This window comes from Sorangium sp. So ce836 (genome assembly GCF_028553905.1).
Classification (GTDB): Bacteria; Myxococcota_A; Polyangia; order Polyangiales; family Polyangiaceae; genus Sorangium; species Sorangium cellulosum_D.
In genome coordinates this window covers 11,698,684-11,718,428 of sequence record NZ_CP102233.1, presented here as the reverse complement: position 1 = coordinate 11,718,428, position 19,745 = coordinate 11,698,684, and the positions used below count along the sequence as shown (strand labels likewise).

Genomic DNA, 19,745 nt, shown 5'->3' with positions numbered 1-19,745 from the left:
CCGCCGCAGGGAGCGCAGCTCCCCACGCTCGCCCGTTTTGGCGGCCTCAGCGCTTGGATTGCCCGCGCGCGGGCGCGGGCGGCGGGGTCGTCTCGGAGACGGGCGGCCGCTCGCGCAGGCACTTGTCGAGGCCGTCCTGCAGCGTCGCCTCGTGCGCGCCGGGGAGCTTCGGGCGGCCCATCACGTTCACGAAGAGGCGATCCTGCGCGATGCCGCCGCCCGGCCCGAAGCTCATCCACACGAACATCGCGCGCCCCTTGATGTTCTCGAAGGGCACGCCCGCGCCGAGCCCGCCGCGCCAGCTGCGCGAGTCGTGGCTGTTGTTGCGGTTGTCGCCCATCACCCACGCCTCGTCGGCGGCCACCTTGAAGGGGCCCTGGAGCATGCCGCAGATGCCGCCCCGGCACGTGGAGCCCGGCGTGCAGTCGTCGTTCGCGACGCACATCGTCTCGTCGGGGTTCGTGTCGTAGAGCGTGAAGTACGACTTCTCCCCGAGGAACTCGACGAACAGCTCCGCCTGCCGGCCCTCGTAGCGGTAGGGGCCGACGTGACAGTGGGGGACGAGCCAGCCGTTGAGGATGGGGCGGCCGTTGATGGCCTCCAGCGTGTCGCCCGGGATGGCGATCGTCCGCTTGATGAAGTCCTGCTCCTTGTTCTCCGGGAACTTGAACACCATCACGTCGCCCCGCGACGGCGGCAGGCGAGGGAAGAGGCGCTGGTCGGTCCAGGGGATGAGCGGGCCGTAGGTGAACTTGTTGACGAAGATGTGGTCGCCGACCATGAGGGTCGGGATCATCGAGCCGCTCGGGATCTTGAACGCCTCGACGACGAAGGCGCGCAGGATGAGCGCCACGGCGACGGCGATGCCGATCGACTCGGCGTACTCGCGCATCTCGCCCTTGCGCCAGCGGCCGAGGTGCTCGCCGACCGTGCGATCGGCGCGGCTGAGGGCGGCGTCGAACTCGTCGGCGTCGAACGTCTCGGCGCTCATCGCGCGCTCGAGGGCGGCGATCGCCTGCATCACCTGCTCGCGCTCGCCGCTCGTCAGCTCGCGCTCGACCTCGCGCTTCCGGCTGCGCAGGATCCGGTGCGCCTCCTCGAGGAGCGCCGCGGCGTCCTCGAAGCGGGCGCGCACCTTCGGCGGGATGTCCCGGCGGCCGCCGACGCCGATCGCCGACGCGAACGGCAGCTCGTAGCGGAACCGCCAGAGGATCATCGCGAAGATCGTGAAGAGCACGATACCCGCCGGGATCTGCTGCTCGGCGACGAAGACGCGGAGCGGCTGGGTGCTCCCGCTCTCGGACGACGGGGTGAGCAGCCAGACGTTCACGACCGCGAGCGCGAACGGCACGAGGCAGATCCACACGAGGTGGAACAGGAAGCGCAGCACCCGGCCGTCCCGGCCGCCCGGCGGAGGGGAGCCGCCGGCCCCCCGCGCATCAGCGCCTCCGGTCGCCTTGGCCGCGCTGACGCGGGGCTCCGAGCTCGAGCTACCCCTCATCGGGGATCGAAACTCCGAGCTTGCGGGCCGATTGGCCGCGACCGACGGGACGCTCTGGGGTTGTTCATCGGGGCGCGGCGGCAAGAGAGAGCTTATGTATACGCCGACCCTCGCCGCGGCAAGTGCGCAGGCGCGGCGGGCGGCGAGCGGTCCGTCGTCGCCGGCCGCGTTACCGTCCGAGCCGCCGGCGCTGGCGTCCGCGCCGTCGGCCCTCCCGTCCGCGTCGCCGCCGCCGTCACGGCGCGTCCCCAGTCTCGACGGCGTAGCTCACCAGGGCGGCCCGGTCGTCGCGGGCGTACGTCGTCGGCTGCGTCCGCCCAGCGGTGTTCGTGTTGTCGATGACCAGGTAGTACTGCCCCTGGGGCAGCGGCACCGTCCGCCGCCAGGGGGCGCCGGAGTACACCGGCTCGTCGAGCAGGGGCGCCGCGGAGAGCGGCGGCGGCGCGGCCTGCGTCAGGTACGCCTGGAGCCACTGCTCACCGGCGGTCCGGGGCACGAGGATCACGTCCACGCCCGGCGCGCCGTCGACGGCGACCGTGAGCGTCATGGCCTCGCCGCTGTCCGTGATCTCCAGCGGGCCGATGTAATCGCGCTGGCCCTGGTGCACCTCGGTGCGCTCGTTCGCCAGGAGCAGCCGGCCGTTGTCGCGCCGCGCGTAGGGGGCCTGGGGCCGCTGCCCCTTCTCGATGATGCCGAGGCCGAACTGCACCGCGCCGTCGTCGTCACGGATGACCGTGAACCCCCGGGCGATCTCGGTCTTCACGAGCTGGGCGCCGAGCGCGTTGGCGTACGCGCTGCCCTGGGCCAACGACACGCCGCCGAGCGAGATCGCGGCGGGCTGCTCGATGAGCTTGGTCGTGAAGCTCGCCGCCGTGGTCGACCGCTGACGGAAGTACACGTACATCGTGTCGCCATCCATCAGGAAGTCGTGATCGTACTCGACGGCCGCGCTCGCATCGAAGCTCATGCGCTTGGTCAGGTTCGTCCAGACCACGCCGCTGCCGCCGAACTGGAGGAAGAGGTTGCCGTTCGCGAGCTCCTGGGCGACGCAGGTGCCCGGGTAGAACCGGCCGGTCACCGGATCCTCGTCGCGGAGGCGCAGCGGCACGCTCCGCTTCCGCATCTCGCTGCAGAGCTGGCTCGTCGCGAAGGACAGGATCGCCCTGCGGAGCGACAGGTTTCCCGGATCGTTGACGACGCCCGGCATGACGCCGAGCGCGCCCTGGCCGCACGCGCCGCCCACCGTCCCGAGCACGGAGAGGCAGAGCGCGAGGCCGAGCGCGCGCAGCGCGGCGGTGCGGAAGAGCATGGGCGCAGCATAGTCGAAATGCCGGCGGATCGAGCGGCGCGCCGCGTGCGTCCGCCCAGCCGGGCGCGCGGGGCACGCCGCTTTCGGCCCGGCGCGCCGGTGGTGGTAGGGTCGCTCCATGGCGAACGTCGCAGTGATCGGGGCCGGGGCCTGGGGGACGGCGCTGGCGAAGTTGCTGGCGGACAAGGGCAACCCCACCGCGCTCTGGGCGCACCAGGGGGAGCTGGCCGAGCGCATCGAGCGCGAGCGCCAGAACACCCGCTACCTGCCCGGCGTGGAGCTGCCCGGGAGCCTGCGCGCGACGGGCGATCTCGACGGCGCGCTCCGCGACGCGGAGCTCGTCGTCGTGGTCGTGCCGTCGCACGCGCTGCGGGAGGTGGTCCGCGAGGCCAGGCGCCACATCCCGGAGGGCGCGCTCGTCTGCAGCGCGACGAAGGGCATCGAGAACGACTCGCTGATGCTGATGAGCGAGGTGCTCGTCGACGAGCTCGGGCGCGAGGCCGAGCCGCGGCTGTCGTACCTGTCGGGCCCGAGCTTCGCGCGGGAGGTGGCGGCCGGCCAGCCCACCACCGTGGTGGTCGCGGGCAGGAGCCCGCGGGAGACGCACGCGGTGCAGCGCATGCTCGCGACGGATCGGTTCCGGGTCTACTCGTCCGATGACGTCGTGGGCGTCGAGGTGGGCGGCGCCCTCAAGAACGTCGTCGCCATCGCGGCCGGCATCTGCGACGGCCTCGGCCTCGGCCACAACGCGCGCGCCGGGCTCATCACGCGCGGCCTCGCGGAGATCGGCCGCATGGCGGCGGCGAAGGGGGCGAACCCGCTCACGCTGGCGGGGCTCTCCGGGATGGGCGACCTGGTGCTCACGTGCACGGGCGAGCTGTCGCGCAACCGCACCGTCGGGATCGAGATGGGCAGGGGACGGAAGCTCGAGGAGATCCTCGAGGGCCTCGGGCACGTCGCCGAGGGGGTGAAGACGGCGAAGAGCGCGTACGACCTCGCGGACAAGCTGGGCGTGAGCGCGCCGATCACGGTCGAGGTGTACCGCATGCTCTACGAGGGAAAGCCGCCGCCGCAGGCCGTCGTCGACCTCATGACCCGCGCGCTGACGAAGGAGTGAGAAAGAGCGAGGCGCGGGGGCGGCTCGGGGGAAGGCGCTTTCTCGCGCCGCGCGCGCGCCTCGCCGTGCGCGAGCGTGTAAAGTGGCGGCGCGATGCACACGCGACCTCTCGTGAGTCTCCTCTCCGCGATCCTCATGTCGAGCGTCAGCTGGACGGCCTCTGCCCAGTACGGCGCGTCGCCCTACGGTCAGCAGGGCGGCGCGTACGGGGGCCAGTACGGCGCGCCGTATGGAGGTCAATACGGCGCGCCGTACGGCGGCTACGCCTATACGCCGCCGAAGAGCCAGCCCAAGTCGACGCCGCTCGAGGTAGGCTATCTCTACGCCACGTCCGTGGCCTACGGCGTGGGGACCGGCATCTGGTTCGACGCGCTCGTCGGCATCGACGATCCCGGGGTGCAGTTCATCGCGCCCGCGCTCCTCGGCGTCGCGGCGCCCGTCGGGGTCTACTTCCTCGACTCGCCGCCGATGCCGCGCGGCATGCCGTCCGCGATCGCCACCGGCATGGTGATCGGCGCGGGCGAGGGGCTCGGCGTCGCCTCCTACCAGTACGTCAGCGCGCGCAAGGGCGAGGAGTGGGGCTTCCTCGGGCTCGCCACCTCCGAGGTGATCGGCTCCACCGTCGGCGGCGCGCTGGGCTGGGGCTTTTACCATCTGCTCCGGCCCAAGCCGCAGACCAACATGCTCATCGCCTCGGGCGCGGTGTGGGGCTCCCTCGTCGGCAGCGCGTTCGGGGCCGCCGCCAGCAACGGCGGCTGGAGCGAGGCGAACGACAGCATCTCGCTCGGGGGGCTGATCGGGTTCAACGTCGCGACCGCGGGCGCCGTCGGCCTGTCGATCGCCTGGACGCCCTCGTGGAATCAGCTCGCGTGGATGTGGGGCGGCCTCGGCATCGGCACGGTGGTGTCGCTGCCCATCTACTTCGCGTACATCGGCAGCGATCACGACCCGCGCCGCGGCCTCATCGCCCAGGGCGCGGCGGGCACCCTCGGCATCGTGGCGGGCGCCTTGTTCCTCGGGAAGCCGGAGCCGCGCGGCGAGGTCGCCCTGGACGAGCCGGAGGAGCGCGGCGATCCCCCGTTCGCGCGCGTGCTCGGCGGCGGCATGGTGCCTTACCAGGGCGGCATGGGCGCCGTCGTCATCGGAGAGCTCTGGTAAGCCGCGGTGCGCAGGCCAACACGGCTGCATGGGGCCGCGGCGCGCCTGCTATGCTGCTGGCGATGCCGACCCTGAAGTATTTCGCCTCCGAGGGCGCGCCACGCCTGTACAGCGTCCACAAGCCGGTCACGACGATCGGCAAGGCGCTCGGAAACGACGTCGCGGTCGCGGGGGCCGGGGTGCTGGAGCATCACGCGCAGATCGTGTTCGACGGGCGCGACTTCGTGCTCGAGGAGTGCGAGCGCGACGGCGAGATCGCGATCAACGGCAAGAAGAAGCGGCGCGCGCGGCTGGTGCACGGCGACCGGCTCCAGCTCGGCTCGATCGAGATCGGGTTCTCGATGTTCGCCGAGGCGCCGACGGTCCAGGAGCGGCTCCCCGCGTGCGACGGCGAGGCGGAGCGGCCCGCGCCGGCGCAGGGCTCGTCGGAGCTCGCGGGCGTCCGCAAGCTGTTCGCGTTCAGCGAGAAGCTCATCAACCGGCGCAGCGTCGACGAGCTCCTCGAGGCGATGCTCGACGACGTCATCGAGCTGACCCACGCCGACAAGGGCTTCCTGCTGCTCCTCGAGGGCGCGGAGGCGGCGGCCGACACGGCGGTCCGCGGCGGCGCCCCGGCCGCGGCCACGGCCGGCGACCGCAAGCTCGCGGTGCGCGCGTCGCGCAACATCCGCAAGGAGGCCATCACCGACGCCGCCGGGGGGATCTCGGACAGCATCGTGCGGCAGGTCATCTCCTCGGGCCGCCCCGTGATCGTCTCCGACGCGCTCGCCGACACGCAGTTCGGCCGGAGCGACAGCGTCATCGCGATGAAGCTCTCCAGCGTGATGTGCGCGCCGCTCCTGTCGCAGGGCCAGATCATCGGCGCGCTCTACGTCGGCAACGACAAGATCAAGCACCTCTTCGATCGCGCCCAGCTCGACCTGCTCAGCATCTTCGCGTCCCAGGCCTCGCTCATCCTCCAGAACGCGATGCTCCTGAACGCCCTCCGGGCCGACAAGGCCAAGCTCGTCGCCGAGCTGCACGACAAGAAGTTCGGCGAGATCATCGGCGCCTGCCCGTCGATGCTCGAGGTGTTCCGCAAGCTGCAGAAGGTCGCGGCGACCGACATCAGCGTGCTCATCACGGGGGAGACGGGGACCGGGAAGGAGCTCATCGCGAGGGAGCTGCACCGGCGCAGCCCGCGCGAGGGCGGCCCCTTCGTCACCATCAACTGCGGCGCGATCCCCGAGAACCTCATCGAGAGCGAGCTCTTCGGCCACGTGAAGGGCGCCTTCACCGGCGCCATCGCCAGCCGCCCGGGCAAGTTCCAGGTCGCCGACAAGGGCACGCTGTTCCTCGACGAGATCGGCGAGCTCCCGCTGAACCTCCAGGTGAAGCTCCTCCGCGCCCTCCAGGAGCGGGTGGTCTTCCGCGTCGGCGACTCGAAGCCCGAGAAGGTCGACATCCGCATCGTCGCCGCCACGAACCGCAACCTCGAGGACGAGATCCGCGCCGGCAACTTCCGGGAGGATCTCTACTACCGGCTCAACGTCGTGAACCTGTGGCTCCCGCCGCTGCGCGAGCGGGGCGACGACGTGCTGATCATCGCCAAGGTCCTGCTCTCGAAGTACGCGGACGAGCTCGGCAGCCCCGTGCGCGGCTTCAGCCCGGCCGCCCTCGCCGCGATCAAGAAGTACTCCTGGCCGGGCAACATCCGGCAGCTCGAGAACCGCATCAAGAAGGCGCTGGTCCTCTGCGATCAGGCGCTCCTCGCGGTGGAGGATCTCGATCTCGGCCCCGGCGCCGAGACGGCGATCATGCCGCTCGAGAAGGCCAAGGAGGAGTTCCAGCGGCGGTACGTGCTGGAGGCGCTCGAGCGCAACAACGGCAACCGCACGCAGACCGCCCGCGACCTCGGCGTCGACCCGCGCACCATCTTCCGCTACCTCGAGAAGGAGCAGAACCCGATGCCGAGCGGGGCCGGCGGCGTGGCCCGCGATCCGACCGAAGCGTGATGGAATACAACCCCGAAGGGCCCTTCGCAGATCCCTGTCCGACCAAGACCCGCGCCGATCTGGAGTGGGACCGCATCCTCGAGGCGCTCGCGGAGCGCTGCGCGTCGCGCGCCGGCAAGCGGCTCGCGCGGGCCCTGCCGTTCGCGTCGACGCGCGCCGAGGCGATGACGGTGCTCGCGGAGGTGCGCGAGGCGGTCGAGCTCGCCCGGACCGGGGAGCCGGTGCCGGCGCGCGACGTCGCGGAGCTCGAGGACGCGCTCGACCGGGCGCGCATCGGCGCGTCGCTCGCCAACGAGGAGCTCCGCGCCGTGCTCGGCCTGCTCGAGGCCGCCCGGACCGCGCGGCAGTACCTGCAGGGCCGGCGCCAGATCGCGCCCGCGCTCTACGCGGCGTGCGCGACGAACCCGGAGCTCGACGCCGTGGCGCGCGAGCTCGCGTCGGCCTTCGATCCGGACGGCACGCTCTCGGATCGCGCCTCGCCCCGCCTGGAGGCGCTGCGCGCGGAGCGGCGCGCGGTGCGCGATCGGCTCGTCCGCCGCCTCGAGGACCTGATCAACAAGCACGAGGACATCCTCCAGGACCGCTACTGGACCGAGCGCGACGGGCGCTACGTGCTCCCGGTGCGGTCCGACGCGCACGAGCGCTTCCCCGGCATCGTCCACGCGACCAGCGCGAGCGGCGCCACCGTGTTCGTCGAGCCCCGGGTGCTCGTCGAGACCGGCAACCGGATGAAGATGGTCGACGCCGAGGTCGCGCGCGAGGAGCAGGCGATCTACGCGGCGCTCACCGCCCGCGTGGCCGAGGACATCGAGAGCGTCGCGGCCGCCGCCCGCGCGCTGGCCCACGCCGACGTGCGCGCCGCCGCCGCGCGGCTCGCGAAGGACCTCGACCTCACCTTCCCGGAGGTCCCCGAGGGCGCCTTCGCCGTGGATCGCGGCGCCTCCGAGGCCGCGGCGCGCCCGACCTCCATCGAGCTCGTCGGCGGCCGCCATCCGCTCCTCGCGCTCGACGGCGTGAAGGTGGTCCCGAGCGATCTCTCGATGAGCGCGGGCCGCGCGATGATCGTCTCCGGGCCGAACGCCGGCGGCAAGACGGTGGCCCTGAAGACGCTCGGCCTCGCGGCCCTGATGATCCGCGCGGGCCTGCCGGTCGCGGCGCGGGAGGGCTCGCGGGTCGCGCTCTTCGACGTCGTGCTGACCGACGTCGGCGACGACCAGAACCTCCACAAGAACCTGTCGACCTTCAGCGCCCACGTGAAGAACCTCGGGCGCATCCTCGGCGAGACGCGCCCCGGCGCGCTCGTCCTGCTCGACGAGCTCGCCGGCGGCACCGATCCGCGCGAGGGCGAGGCGCTCGCCGCGGCCGTGCTCGACTCGCTCTGCGCGCGCGGCGGCACCGTCGTCTGCACCACGCACTACGAGGGCCTCAAGGCGCTCGCGCTCGGCGATCAGCGCTTCGAGAACGCCTCGGTCGGCTTCGATCTCGCCACCATGAGCCCGACCTTCCGGCTCGTCGTCGGCGTGCCCGGCGCCTCGAGCGCGCTCGCCGTCGCGCGTCGGTTCGGCATCCCGGGCACCGTGCTCGAGCGGGCCGAGCGCTTCCTCACGAAGGAGGCGGTCACCTTCGAGCAGATGGTCGAGAAGCTCGCCGCCGAGCGCCGCGCGCTCGAGCTCGCGCGCGAGGACGCCGAGCGCGAGGCGGCCGCCTCGCGGGCGAAGCGGCGCGAGCTGGAGAGCGAGATCGAGCGGCTCCGGGACAAGGAGCGCGGCGTGCTCACGCGGGAGGGGGAGGCGCTGCTCGCCAGCCTGCGGCGCGCGCGCGAGGACCTCAAGGCGGCGCAGTCGCGGCTGCGCGGCAAGCCCACCGAGGAGGACCTGCGGGCGGCCGCGCGCGCCATGGATGCGGTGGGGCAGAAGACGTCGATCGGCGGCGAGCTCGAGCTCCGCCCGAAGGACGAGCCGCCGGCGCGGCCGGCGGTCGATCCGGCGGCCATCCGCGTCGGCGCGCGCGTCTACGTGCCCCGCCTGCGGGCCGAGGCCGAGGTGGTCGAGGTCCTCTCGGGCGGCCAGCTGCGGGTCGCCGCCGGCGCGCTCAAGCTCACGACCTCGATCGCCGAGCTGCGCGGCGCCGGCGCGCCGCCGGCGGCCCCGGCGCCGCCGCAGCGCCGCGTCGACCTGGACGCGGCGGCGGACCCCGACGTGCCGATCCAGACGGCGGACAACACCGTGGATCTCCGCGGCCTGCGCGCGCACGAGGCGGTCGCGATGGCCGAGCAGTTCCTCGACCGCTCGCTCGGCGCGGGCCGCCGGGTCACGTTCTTCGTCCACGGGCACGGCACGGGCGCCCTGCGCGACGCCGTCCGCGAGGCGCTGCGCGGGAGCCCCTACGTGGCGCGCATCCGCCCGGGCGGCCCCAGCGAGGGCGGCGACGGCGTGACGGTCGCGTGGCTGAAGTGGTGAGCGGCCGTCGCCGCGGCGCTCAGCGGGCCGCGGCGCTCAGCTGGCCGCGGCGCCCAGCTGGCCGCGGCGCTCAGCGATCCCGGTCGATGCGGCCGAGGTTCTCGGCAACCCGGTCGAGCACGCCGTTCACGAAGGCGCCGCTCTCCTCGCTGCCGTAGCGCTTCGCGAGCTCGACCGCCTCGTCGAGGATGACCGCGCGGGGCACCTCCGGGTGCTTCATGAGCTCCCACGCGCCGAGCCGGAGCACGTTGCGGTCGACCCGCGCCATCCGCTCGAGGCGCCAATTCGTGCTCGCCTTGCGGATCGCCTCGTCCACGGCCGCGAGGTCCTTGGCGACGCCGTGCACCACCTCGTCCGCGTAGGCGCGCCCCTCTGGATCCCCCGGCGTCTCGCGCCAGAAGGTCGCGACCACGCGGGACGCCGGGTTCCCGCCGGCCTCCAACGCGAACAGCATCTGCAAGGCCGCCTCGCGGCCTGTCGAACGCGCACCCATCGCTCAGAACCTTCGTCTACAGGCCGGCGGCGTCCAGCGACGCGCCGAGCGAGAGCATCTCGATCGCGCTGACCGCGGCCTCCCACCCCTTATTGCCATGCTTCGTGCCGGCGCGCTCGATCGCCTGCTCGATCGAGTCGGTCGTGAGGACTCCGAACGTGACCGGCACCCCGGTCTGGAGCGACACCGTCGCGATCCCCTTCGTGACCTCGGCCGCCACGTAGTCGAAATGCGGCGTCGAGCCCCGGATGACGGCGCCCAGGGTGATGATCGCGTCGACGCTCTTCTTGTGCGCGAGCCGCCCCACGATGGTGGGCATCTCCCACGCGCCCGGGACGCGCACGATGGAGGTCCGCTCGAGCGCGCCGCCGTGTCGCGCGATGGCGTCGAGCGCGCCCTCGACCAGGCGGTCGACGATGAAGTGGTTGAAGCGGCTCGCCACCACCGCGAAGCGCGCCCCCGGCGGGACCACCAGGTTGCCTTCGATCACCCTCGCCTGTGCCTGCCCGACCGCTTGATCTGCCATCCGCCGTTCCTCTCTCTCGCCGCGCTGGGTGCGCGGCCTTCGCGCTCGCGATCCTCGTCCGAGCGCCCTTGCTCTCCGCGCGACCCGGCGCGCCAGCGCACCTCGCGCGTCAGGCTTCGCCCTTCATCGACACGAGCGGCACCCGCTCGGTCACGGTGAGCCCGAACCCGGTGATCCCGACGATCTTCGGCTGGCTGTTCGTGAGGAGCCGGATCTGGTGCACCCCGAGGTCCGCCAGGACCTGCGCGCCGAGGCCGAACTCCCGCAGCGTCGACGGCTGCTGCGTCCGCACGACGGGGGCGCTCTCGTCGGGGCCGGGGCCCTTCAGCTGCTCCAGCTCGCGGCCCAGGTCCCCGCGCGACGGGATGTAGACGACCACCCCGACGCCGGCGCCCTCGATCGCGAGCAGCGCCTCGCGCAGGTTCGAGCCGCCGTCGAAGGGCGTCGAGCTGAAGAGGTCCGCGATGGTCGAGCCGGAGTGCACGCGGCAGAGGATGGGCTCCTGCGTCGCGACCACGCCCTTCGTGAGGGCGAGGAACTGCCGCTGCTCGTTGATCACCTCGTAGACGTACGCGGTCCACTCCGTGCCCGTGAGGTCGAGCCGCAGCGTCCGGTCGCTCACGCGGCGGACCAGGCGCTCCGTCTGGAGCCGGTACTGGATGAGGTCCGCGACCGTCACGATCAGGAGGCCGTGCTTCGCGGCGAACACCTCGAGGTCCGGCATGCGGGCCATGCTGCCGTCGTCGTTCATGATCTCGCAGATCACGCCCGCCGGCCGCAGCCCGGCGAGCCGCGCGAGATCCACGGACCCCTCGGTCTGGCCCGTCCGCACGAGCACGCCCCCGCGGCGCGCCTTCAGCGGGAACACGTGCCCCGGCGTGACGAGATCCTCGGGTTTCGCGTCGCGCGCGCTCGCGACCCGGATCGTGTGCGCCCGATCGGCGGCGCTGATCCCGGTCGTCACCCCGGTGCGCGCCTCGATGCTCACGGTGAAGGCGGTGCCGAGCGGCGGCCCGTTGCGCCCGGGCGCCGACATCATCGGCAGCTCGAGGCGCGCGACCTGCTCCTCGTCGAGGGCGAGGCAGATGAGGCCGCGCCCGTGCATCGCCATGAAGTTGATCGCCTCGGGGGTCACCGCCTCCGCCGCCATGCAGAGGTCGCCCTCGTTCTCTCGGTCCTCGTCGTCGACCAGGATCACCATCTTGCTGGAGCGGATGTGGTCCAGCGCGGTGTTCACGCGGTCGAGGACCGCCTTGTCGATGGTCAGCCGGTGAGGCATCGGACCCCCGGAGGTCATGTCGTGGCCGAGCTTGCCGCTCGAGGCTGACAGGGCCTCACCAGAATCCCCCCGCGCGCAGCTTTGCGAGGAGTCGTTCGTCGTGATCCGCATTCTCTCCCGTATTTCCACGCTCTTCGTCGCGCTCGGCAGAGGCATCGCCGTCGCGCGCGTCCCTGCTCGAGAGGCTCTGCAAGCCGGCGATCGACGCGACCTGGAGCGTCCGCGCCACGTAGCGCGCGAGCACGTCAACTTCAAGGTTGACGGCCGCGCCCGAGCGGAGCTCGCCGAGGAGAGTCCGGCCGATGGTGTGCGGCACCAGCATCACATCGAACCACGTCTCCGCGGAGCCCGGCGCGGACACGGCGTTGAGCGTGAGGCTCGCGCCGTCGACGGCGATCGAGCCCTTGGGAGCGAGGAATGGCGCGAGATCGGTCGGCGCGCTCACCCGCATGCGGAGCGCGTCGCCGGCGCGCGATTGCTCGACGACGCGGCCGAGCCCGTCGACGTGGCCCAGCACCACGTGCCCGCCCATGCGGGCGCCGAGCGGCGTCGCCCGCTCGAGGTGGACGCGCGCGCCGACCGAGAGCGCGCCGAGCGTGGTGCGGGCGAGGGTCTCGGAGGACATGTCGCACTCGAACCCGCCGGGCGCGATGCGATCGACGGTGAGGCAGGCGCCGTTCACGCTCACCGACTCGCCGAGCGTCAGCGGCCCGAGGCTCGCCTCGATGAGGGCGCGGGCCACGGCGCCGCCGCTCCGGCGGCGGAGGACCCCGATCGTCTCGATAAGCCCGGTGAACATCGCCGCAGCCCCTCTGCCTATTCCTTCGAGGCGCGGTGCCCCTGGCTCGTCAGGAGCTTGTCGATGAGCCCCTGCGAGTAGCTCGACAGCTCGGTGAAGACGACCCCCATCCCCTGCGGATCGTCGTGCACGCGCACGACCTCGCCGACGCCCTCGATCGTCTCGATGTCGTCCATGATCACGGTGAACCGCAGGTTCACCTTCGTCCCGACGGCGAGCGGCGTCTTCGACCGCACGAACACGCCGGTGCGCGAGATGTTCGTCACGTACTCGTTGATGAACGCGTCATAGGACTCGAACTCCTTGTTGATGGTGACGCGCTCTTCCCTGCGTCCCGTCTTCGCGTCGATGCTCTCCGGAGAACCCTGATCGTCCGCCATGGCGCCTTACCTGCCTTGCAGATCGAACTGCTCGAGGTGGTACTCCTTTCGGGGCACGAGATCGATCCGGCGCTGGAACAGCCGCTCCGCCTCCTGCACGGCGATGCGCTCGTCGTTCTTCAGGAGGTCGATCACGGCCGGATGCGCGTTCACCACGACCGAGTAGCCGGGCAGGTTCATCCGCTCGCGCCGGATCTGCCGCAGGATCTCGTACGCGACGGTCTGCTTCGATTGCAGCTGGCCCGTCCCGTCGCAGTAGAAGCACGGCTCGAGGATGGTGCGCCCGAGGCTCTCGCGCGTCCGCTTCCGGGTCATCTCGATGAGGCCGAGATCGGAGATCCGGTTCAGCGTGGTCTTCGCCTTGTCCTTGGCGAGCAGCTCCTCGAGGCGGCGGCGCACCTTCTCGCGGTTCTGGGCGCGCTCCATGTCGATGAGGTCGAGGATGATCAGCCCGCCGATGTTGCGGAACCTGAGCTGATAGGCGATCTCCTCGACCGCCTCCATGTTCGTGGTCAGGATCGTCTCCTCGAGGTCCTTCGACCCCTTGCCGACGAACCGCCCGGTGTTCACGTCGATCGCGGTGAGCGCCTCGGCCTGATCGATGATCAGGTGCCCGCCCGACGGGAGCGGGACCTTCCGCGACAGCGCGCGCTGGATCTCGTCCTCGATGCCGTACGCGTCGAAGATCGGCTCGGCCCCCTCGTAGAGCTCCACCGCGTCGGCGCGCTCGGGCATGAACATCTCGACGAAGCGCCGCAGCCGGATGTACTCCTCGCGGTCGTCGATCACGATCTTCTCGATGTCGTCGGTGAAGAGGTCGCGGGCGGTCTTCAGCACGAGGTCGAGCTCGGTGTAGAGCACCGCCGGCGCCCTCACGCCGCTCTCGCGCTTCTTCGCCACCTCGCCCCAGAGGCGCACGAGGTAGCCGACGTCGGCCTTGAGCTGCTTCTTCGTGAGGCCCTCGGCGAGCGTGCGCACGATGAGCCCACCCTGCGGCGGCTTCATCGCCTCGATGGCGTCGCGCAGCCGGGAGCGTTCTTTCTCCGAGCCGATGCGCTTGGAGATCCCGATGTGATCGACCGTCGGCAGGTACACGACGTAGCGGCCGGGGAGGGAGATGTGGCTCGTGACCCTGGCGCCCTTCGTCCCGATGGGCTCCTTCGAGACCTGGACGATGACCTCCTGCCCTTCGCGGACGACCTCGCGGATGGGGGTCGATTTCGAGATGCGCGGCGGCTCGTTCTGCCAGCTGCGCGCGCTCTGCTGGCCGCGCGCGGCGCTCTTGCCCTTGCCGTCCCGCGCCTGCTCGCGCCCGCGCTCTCGCGTCCGCTGCTCGCCGCGCCCGCGCTGCTCGCGATCGCGTCCGTCGCGTCCGCCCTGCTGTCCACGTCCGCCCCGGTCGCGGGGTTCACGGCCCTCGCGGGGTTCGCGTCCCTCGCGGGGTTCGCGTCCCTCGCGGGTTTCGCGGCCCTCGCGGGTTTCGCGTCCCTCGCGGGTTTCGCGTCCCTCGCGGGGCGCCTCGCGCGCTTCCGTGGCGACGGCCCCCTCGGGCGCGGCGCTGCTCCCCTCGAGGTTGGCGCGCCGGTCGCGCGTTCGTCCCGAGCGGCGCACGCGCGCCTCGCGCCGCCCGCGTGCGCGCCCGTTGCGCGCCCGCGCTGCCGGCGGCACCTCGTCGCCCGGCGCTTCGGGCGCTGCTTTCGCGACGGCGCCCTCGGCGGCTGGCGACGCGCCCGCCTCCTGCCCGGACGGCCACTCGCCGGAGGCGCGCGCAGCGGGCTCCGCGGACGCGGTCTCTGCGGCGGCTTCCGTCTCCCCGCGATCCGCGGCGTCGCTCGTCGCCTCTTGGCGCTCCTCGGCCGCGCTCCACACGTCGGCGGCGTCCTCCGGCGGCGGCGAGGCCGGCTCGACGTCGTAGGCGGGCGTGTCGAGCTCGTCGTCGTCCTCGGCCTCGGCTTCCTCCGGCCCAGCGTCGTCGGGTCCTGACTCCTCCGGACCGGCCTCGTCGACGTCGCTGCCGCTGCCTGCCGCGACCAGCTCCTCGTCGTCGTCGTCCGCGCCGTCGTGCTCGTGTCCGCCGTCGAGCCCCGGCACCGGCTCGTCGTCGGCCTCGTCGAGGGTCACCATCGAGCCCACGCCGGCGAACGCCTGGCCGGAGGGGCTTCCGAGCACGTCGAGCGCCGTGGGCAGCTCGATCGGCACGTCGCTCGTTTCGTCGAGCGGGCTGTCCGCCTCGAGCGGGCTCTCGGCCTCGAACCCTTCATCGGCCCCGAAATCCGCCCCTTCGTGGGGCTCGTGGTGTTCGGCTGCCGCGTCGGGGCCCTCGGGCGCGGCCTCCTCTGCGCCGGATAGCTCGTGAACCTCGCTTTCTTCAGGCCCGGGCGCCTCGCTGGCGCGCGCGGCGCGGCCTCGGGAGGAGGCGCGCTCCTCTTCGGCAGGACGGCGGTGCCCAGCCAGGTATGCCTCGAAGTCGTCGGGCCGGATGAGGTCCTCGACGTGCAGGAAGGCGGCTCGCTCGAGCCCCACGTCGATGAACGCGGCCTGCATCCCGGGCAATACGCGGCTGACCTTGCCGAGGTAGATGTTTCCGAGCGTCCCCTTGGAGCTCTCCCGCTCGAGATGCAGCTCAGCGATGATCCCATTTTCGATCAGCGCGACGCGTGTCTCGCGGATGTCCACATTGATGACGAGAAGGTTCTTTCCCATGTCGGATGCCGCACATCGGCGGCGCCGCCAAGCGTTACCACGGGTTGCCCGAGCCATGAAGGCGCAACCCGGCGCGCGCTGCGCGATTGAGGGCGTCGGGGGGTCGCAGGTCGCCGAGGTGGTCCGGCCGCCAGCACGTGAGCTACCTCGCGTATCCGCGGCGACGCCCCGAGGCGCGGCGGCGGCTGCTGCCGGCCCCGGGGCGCGGCGGCGCCTGGGGCCGGACCAGCCCTGGCCGGGGGGCGCCGGACCGCGTAGCGGCGCCGGCTGAGGCGCCGGCGGCGGTGGAACGGGGGCCCCAACCTGGGACGGGGCCCCAACCTGGGACGGGGCCCCAACCCGGGACGGCGGGGCCCCAACCTGGGACGGGGCCCCAACCTGGGACGGGGCCCCAACCTGGGACGGGGCCCCAACCTGGGACGGGGCCCCAACCTGGGACGGGGCCCCAACCTGGGACGGGGCCCCAACCTGGGACGGGCGCCCCAACCCGGGACGGCGGGGCCCCAACCCCGGACGGGCGCCCCGCAACTGGGACGGCGGGGCCCCAACCTGGGACGGGCGCCCCAACCCCGGATGGCGGCGCCCCGACCTGGGACGGCGAGGCCCCAATCTGGGACGGGCGCCCCAACCCCGGACGGCGGGGCCCCAACCTGGGACGGGCCGCCCCAACCCCGGACGGGCGCCCCCGCCCCAACCCCGGACGGGCGCCCCCGCCCCAACCCCGGACGGGCGCCCCCGCCCCAACCCCGGACGGGTATTCCCAGCCGCGAGCGGCCGGCTCTTGCGCGGCCTCCGACCGCCCCCGTCCTCTCGTCCCCCCCGGCATCCTGCCGCCGTCGCCTGCCGTGCTGCCTCGCGCCCCGCCCCCCGCGCCGCATGGTCCCGTCCGGCCCAGGCGAGCCCCGCGCCGAGCGCGCCTGTCTCGCGAATGCAGCCACAGCAGATTCCACGCAGGCTGCAGAGCCCGGGCGACGCCCGCCGTGCCGGCGGCCGTACAAAAGGCCGAAGGGGGCGGCCATCGGACGCCCCCTTCGGAGATGACCTGCTGCTGGTCAGCGCCTCACATCGCGCACAGCGGCTCTTCGGATGCTCCGCAGCTATCGGCGCACTCCTGGCAGATCGTGCATTGGATCAGGGCGTCGAAGGCCTCCACGCCGTTCGCGTGATCCGTCCGGCACCCCTCGATGCACGTCTCCGGCTCTGCCTCGTCGCTGCACTTATCGACACACTGCGCGAGCTTCAAACAACCGCCTTGTTCTCTGTCGCTCACGCAGCTGTCGAGGGCCTCTTTGCACGGCCCATCCGTGGCGCACTTGTAGCAGCCCGAATTGTCGCTGCGGCCGCACTCGTCCGTCGTGTCATCACACGTCGGGATCCCTGTCGAGGAAGAGCTCGCGGCGCCCGCGCCTCCATCGCCGCCCGAACCGCCGCCGCCGGCCTCGCCGCCGTTGCCGCCGTTGCCGCCGCTGGTGCCGGAGCCGCCGCTCCCGTTGCTGCTGCTGGTGGTGGTGCCGGTGTTCGGCGGGTCGGTGTTGTCGTCACCGCACGCCACGAGGGCGCAACCGGAAATCAAAAACGCAGCGAATACCCAAGATTTCATGCTCAATACCTCCACAGAACCCAGCCGACCCCTCATTCGTATACTCGGCGACCCCCCAACGCTCGGTATGCCCGCCAAACCACCCGTCCTCCTGCAACCGGCCCCCGGGTGCGCTTGTGCAGATCGTTGGTCAGAGAGAAGCATCGCGCGTGGAGAGCAAAGAAAAACAGCCACGCAAGTTGTTTTTACACGCTTGGGATCGGCCGCGCAACGGCGTCGCTCGATCCGGCTCCCTCCTTCCAAGGCGTTCTAAGCGGTTTTGCAGGCCGATCTCTCGCTGAGCCGGGCTCTCGTGGGGCTCCCCGTCGCCCCAAAATTCTACTAAAGCGGGATGTTTCCGTGTTTCTTCGCTGGGTTCTTGTCCCGCTTGTCGCGCAGGAGGTCGAGGGCCCGCGCCAGCCGAATGCGGAGCATCCGAGGGTAGATCACCTCGTCTATGAAGCCGAGCTCGGCCGCCTTGTACGGGCTCGCGACGTTCGTCTTGTAGTCCTCGACGAAGCGTGCGCGGGCGGCGGCCGGGTCCGCCGCCTGCTGGATCTCCCTGCCGTAGACGATGTTCACCGCGCCCTCGGGGCCCATGAGCGCGATCTCGGCCGTCGGGAAGGCGAGGTTGTAATCGGCCCGGATGTGCTTGGACGCCATCACGTCGTAGGCGCCGCCGTAGGCCTTGCGCGCGATCACCGTGATCTTGGGCACCGTGGCCTCGGCGAACGCATAGAGCAGCTTCGCTCCATGCGCGATGATCCCCCCATATTCCTGGTCGAGCCCCGGGAGGAAGCCGGGGACGTCCACGAGCGTGACGAGCGGGACATTGAAGCAGTCGCAGAACCGGACGAAGCGCGCCGCCTTGATGCTGGCCTTGATGTCCAGGCAGCCGGCGAGCACCTGGGGCTGGTTCGCGACCACCCCGACGGGCGCGCCCCCGATCCGGGCGAGCCCGACCACGATGTTCTGCGCATAGCGCGCGTGGATCTCGAGGAAGCGGCCGTCGTCGATCACGGCGCGCACGAGCCGCCTGACGTCGTACGGCCCGGGCGGCTCGATCGGGATCATCGTGTCGAGCTCCGGCACCTCCCGGTCGACGGGATCGATCGCGGCGCGGCGCGGCGGAGCCTCGGTGTTGTTCGAGGGCAGGAACGAGAGCAGCTCGCGGACCTGCGCGAGCGCCGCCCGGTCGTCGGGAGCGGTGAGGTGGCATAGGCCGCTCCTGGCGGCGTGGGCGGCGGCGCCGCCGAGGTCTTCCGCGGTGACGTCCTCGTTGGTCACCGCCTTGATGATCTCGGGGCCGTTGACGAACATGGTGCTCGTCCGCTCGGTCATCAGGATGAGGTCGGTGATGGCGGGCGAGTAGACGGCGCCGCCGGCGCACGGCCCGAGGATCGCGCTGATCTGGGGGACGACCCCGCTCGCGAGCGTGTTGCGGAGGAAGATGTCGGCGTACCCGGCGAGCGACTCGAGCCCCTCCTGAACCCGCGCGCCGCCCGAGTCGTTCAGCGCGATGACGGGGGCGCCCACCTTCATCGCGAGGTCCATCACCTTGCAGATCTTCGAGGCGTACGCGCCGGAGAGCGAGCCGTCGAAGACCGTGAAGTCCTGCGCGAACACCACGACCTTGCGCCCGTCGACCAGGCCCCAGCCGGTCACGACGCCGTCGCCGAGGACCTTCCGCTCGTCCATGCCGAAGTCGGCGCACCGGTGGACCACGAACCGGTCGATCTCGACGAACGATCCCGGATCGAGGAGCAGGTCGATGCGTTCCCGCGCGGAGAGCTTGCCGGCCTCGTGCTGCTTGGCGACGCGATCGCTCCCGCCCCCCTCGAGCGCGCGGCGGTTCATCTCGTCGAGACGAGCGAGCGCCGGACGCCCCAGGGCCGCCGAATCAGCCATGCCGCGCCCTACCACGGCTCCCCCCGGGGATCGAAACACCGTCGCGCGACAGCGGGCCAGCGCGGCGGCGGGCGGGCATGAGTGCGGAGCGGCGGAGCGGCGCGACCGCGGCGGCGGACGGCGCCGCGGGGGACGGGCCCACCCGCTGGTACGACAACGACGACAATGGGCGAGGTCGTCGGAAATGTGCCCGACGTGCGGGAGGCGCGAGCCGGCGGCAAGCACGCGAGGGGCGGCGAGGGGCGGGGCACGAGGCGCGAACCGCGGAGACGCGCGGGACATGCGACGAAAAATGACCGGGCCCGGACGCCATCCGCCCTACTCTCTTGCACAGGCGAGGGGACACCACGTAACCTGGGCAGCGCCCATTTATCGCTGGTAAATGCAGGAATTTCCGACACATAGAGTCTGTGAGGACCGGGGCGCGCGGGCGGCCTTCGCCGCTCCGGCCCTGCCGCGTCGCGACTTCCAACGGGGCAGCTCGGGCCGGCGTGGCAGCAGAGCGGTCGCCTGCCACGGCGGCTGACGTGCGCCGCCTCG

14 protein-coding genes are annotated in these 19,745 nt (G+C 72.1%); 4 read left to right on the top strand and 10 right to left on the bottom strand.

Features of this window, described 5'->3' with window-relative positions:
• Positions 1-46: 46 nt before the first annotated feature.
• Positions 47-1,501, bottom strand: a complete 1,455-nt coding sequence (lepB, locus tag NQZ70_RS42710) for a signal peptidase I (protein ID WP_129579341.1) — start codon at positions 1,499-1,501, stop codon at positions 47-49.
• A 235-nt stretch (positions 1,502-1,736) separates the two neighbouring features.
• A complete protein-coding gene (locus NQZ70_RS42705; RefSeq protein ID WP_165374448.1) occupies positions 1,737-2,810 on the bottom strand; it encodes a hypothetical protein in 1,074 nt (357 codons plus the stop codon).
• Between the two features lie 118 nt (positions 2,811-2,928).
• Between NQZ70_RS42705 and NQZ70_RS42700 the strand changes: the two genes are divergently transcribed.
• From NQZ70_RS42700 to NQZ70_RS42685, 4 genes are all read left to right on the top strand, one after another.
• Positions 2,929-3,927 carry an NAD(P)H-dependent glycerol-3-phosphate dehydrogenase gene (locus NQZ70_RS42700; RefSeq protein WP_129579339.1) on the top strand — a complete coding sequence of 333 codons (999 nt, stop codon included), beginning with the start codon at positions 2,929-2,931 and terminating at the stop codon, positions 3,925-3,927.
• A gap of 93 nt (positions 3,928-4,020) precedes the next feature.
• Complete coding sequence (locus NQZ70_RS42695; RefSeq protein WP_129579338.1) at positions 4,021-5,085, top strand: hypothetical protein; 1,065 nt, start codon at positions 4,021-4,023, stop codon at positions 5,083-5,085.
• Between the two features lie 50 nt (positions 5,086-5,135).
• Positions 5,136-7,079, top strand: coding sequence for a sigma 54-interacting transcriptional regulator (locus NQZ70_RS42690; protein ID WP_129579337.1), 1,944 nt, complete (start codon positions 5,136-5,138; stop codon positions 7,077-7,079).
• Positions 7,079-9,538 (top strand): endonuclease MutS2, encoded by a 2,460-nt coding sequence (locus NQZ70_RS42685; protein ID WP_129579336.1) that lies wholly within the window; start codon positions 7,079-7,081, stop codon positions 9,536-9,538. Before NQZ70_RS42690 ends, NQZ70_RS42685 begins: the two co-directional genes overlap by 1 nt.
• Before the next feature lie 70 nt (positions 9,539-9,608).
• On the opposite strand, the gene nusB is transcribed toward NQZ70_RS42685, so the two are convergent.
• The 8 genes from nusB to NQZ70_RS42645 form a co-directional block, all read right to left on the bottom strand.
• Positions 9,609-10,031 carry a transcription antitermination factor NusB gene (nusB, locus tag NQZ70_RS42680; RefSeq protein ID WP_020740334.1) on the bottom strand — a complete coding sequence of 141 codons (423 nt, stop codon included), beginning with the start codon at positions 10,029-10,031 and terminating at the stop codon, positions 9,609-9,611.
• A 16-nt stretch (positions 10,032-10,047) separates the two neighbouring features.
• Positions 10,048-10,557 carry a 6,7-dimethyl-8-ribityllumazine synthase gene (gene ribE / locus NQZ70_RS42675; protein WP_129579335.1) on the bottom strand — a complete coding sequence of 170 codons (510 nt, stop codon included), beginning with the start codon at positions 10,555-10,557 and terminating at the stop codon, positions 10,048-10,050.
• Positions 10,558-10,666: 109 nt separating this feature from the next.
• A complete protein-coding gene (gene ribB, locus NQZ70_RS42670; protein ID WP_237244571.1) occupies positions 10,667-11,854 on the bottom strand; it encodes a 3,4-dihydroxy-2-butanone-4-phosphate synthase in 1,188 nt (395 codons plus the stop codon).
• Positions 11,855-11,891: 37 nt separating this feature from the next.
• Positions 11,892-12,635, bottom strand: a complete 744-nt coding sequence (locus NQZ70_RS42665; RefSeq protein WP_129579334.1) for a riboflavin synthase — start codon at positions 12,633-12,635, stop codon at positions 11,892-11,894.
• Between the two features lie 17 nt (positions 12,636-12,652).
• Entirely contained in the window at positions 12,653-13,015 is a 363-nt protein-coding gene (locus NQZ70_RS42660) for a PilZ domain-containing protein (RefSeq protein WP_020740330.1), read from the bottom strand.
• A 6-nt stretch (positions 13,016-13,021) separates the two neighbouring features.
• Entirely contained in the window at positions 13,022-15,718 is a 2,697-nt protein-coding gene (locus tag NQZ70_RS42655) for an Rne/Rng family ribonuclease (RefSeq protein WP_129581912.1), read from the bottom strand.
• 1,060 nt (positions 15,719-16,778) lie between these two features.
• A complete protein-coding gene (locus NQZ70_RS42650; protein ID WP_165374446.1) occupies positions 16,779-17,318 on the bottom strand; it encodes a hypothetical protein in 540 nt (179 codons plus the stop codon).
• 321 nt (positions 17,319-17,639) lie between these two features.
• Complete coding sequence (locus NQZ70_RS42645) at positions 17,640-19,205, bottom strand: acyl-CoA carboxylase subunit beta (protein WP_129579333.1); 1,566 nt, start codon at positions 19,203-19,205, stop codon at positions 17,640-17,642.
• Positions 19,206-19,745 lie beyond the last annotated feature (540 nt).

What these genes read in the sequence shown, in the direction of transcription:
- NQZ70_RS42650 (WP_165374446.1), bottom strand. Translation starts at nt 17,318, where the DNA reads ATGAAATCTTGGGTATTCGCTGCGTTTTTGATTTCCGGTTGCGCCCTC.
- NQZ70_RS42645 (WP_129579333.1), bottom strand. Translation starts at nt 19,205, where the DNA reads ATGGCTGATTCGGCGGCCCTGGGGCGTCCGGCGCTCGCTCGTCTCGAC.
- ribE (WP_129579335.1), bottom strand. Translation starts at nt 10,557, where the DNA reads ATGGCAGATCAAGCGGTCGGGCAGGCACAGGCGAGGGTGATCGAAGGC.
- NQZ70_RS42695 (WP_129579338.1), top strand. Translation starts at nt 4,021, where the DNA reads ATGCACACGCGACCTCTCGTGAGTCTCCTCTCCGCGATCCTCATGTCG.
- lepB (WP_129579341.1), bottom strand. Translation starts at nt 1,501, where the DNA reads ATGAGGGGTAGCTCGAGCTCGGAGCCCCGCGTCAGCGCGGCCAAGGCG.
- ribB (WP_237244571.1), bottom strand. Translation starts at nt 11,854, where the DNA reads ATGACCTCCGGGGGTCCGATGCCTCACCGGCTGACCATCGACAAGGCG.
- NQZ70_RS42655 (WP_129581912.1), bottom strand. Translation starts at nt 15,718, where the DNA reads ATGGGAAAGAACCTTCTCGTCATCAATGTGGACATCCGCGAGACACGC.
- NQZ70_RS42705 (WP_165374448.1), bottom strand. Translation starts at nt 2,810, where the DNA reads ATGCTCTTCCGCACCGCCGCGCTGCGCGCGCTCGGCCTCGCGCTCTGC.
- NQZ70_RS42690 (WP_129579337.1), top strand. Translation starts at nt 5,136, where the DNA reads ATGCTGCTGGCGATGCCGACCCTGAAGTATTTCGCCTCCGAGGGCGCG.
- NQZ70_RS42700 (WP_129579339.1), top strand. Translation starts at nt 2,929, where the DNA reads ATGGCGAACGTCGCAGTGATCGGGGCCGGGGCCTGGGGGACGGCGCTG.
- NQZ70_RS42660 (WP_020740330.1), bottom strand. Translation starts at nt 13,015, where the DNA reads ATGGCGGACGATCAGGGTTCTCCGGAGAGCATCGACGCGAAGACGGGA.
- NQZ70_RS42665 (WP_129579334.1), bottom strand. Translation starts at nt 12,635, where the DNA reads ATGTTCACCGGGCTTATCGAGACGATCGGGGTCCTCCGCCGCCGGAGC.
- nusB (WP_020740334.1), bottom strand. Translation starts at nt 10,031, where the DNA reads ATGGGTGCGCGTTCGACAGGCCGCGAGGCGGCCTTGCAGATGCTGTTC.
- NQZ70_RS42685 (WP_129579336.1), top strand. Translation starts at nt 7,079, where the DNA reads ATGGAATACAACCCCGAAGGGCCCTTCGCAGATCCCTGTCCGACCAAG.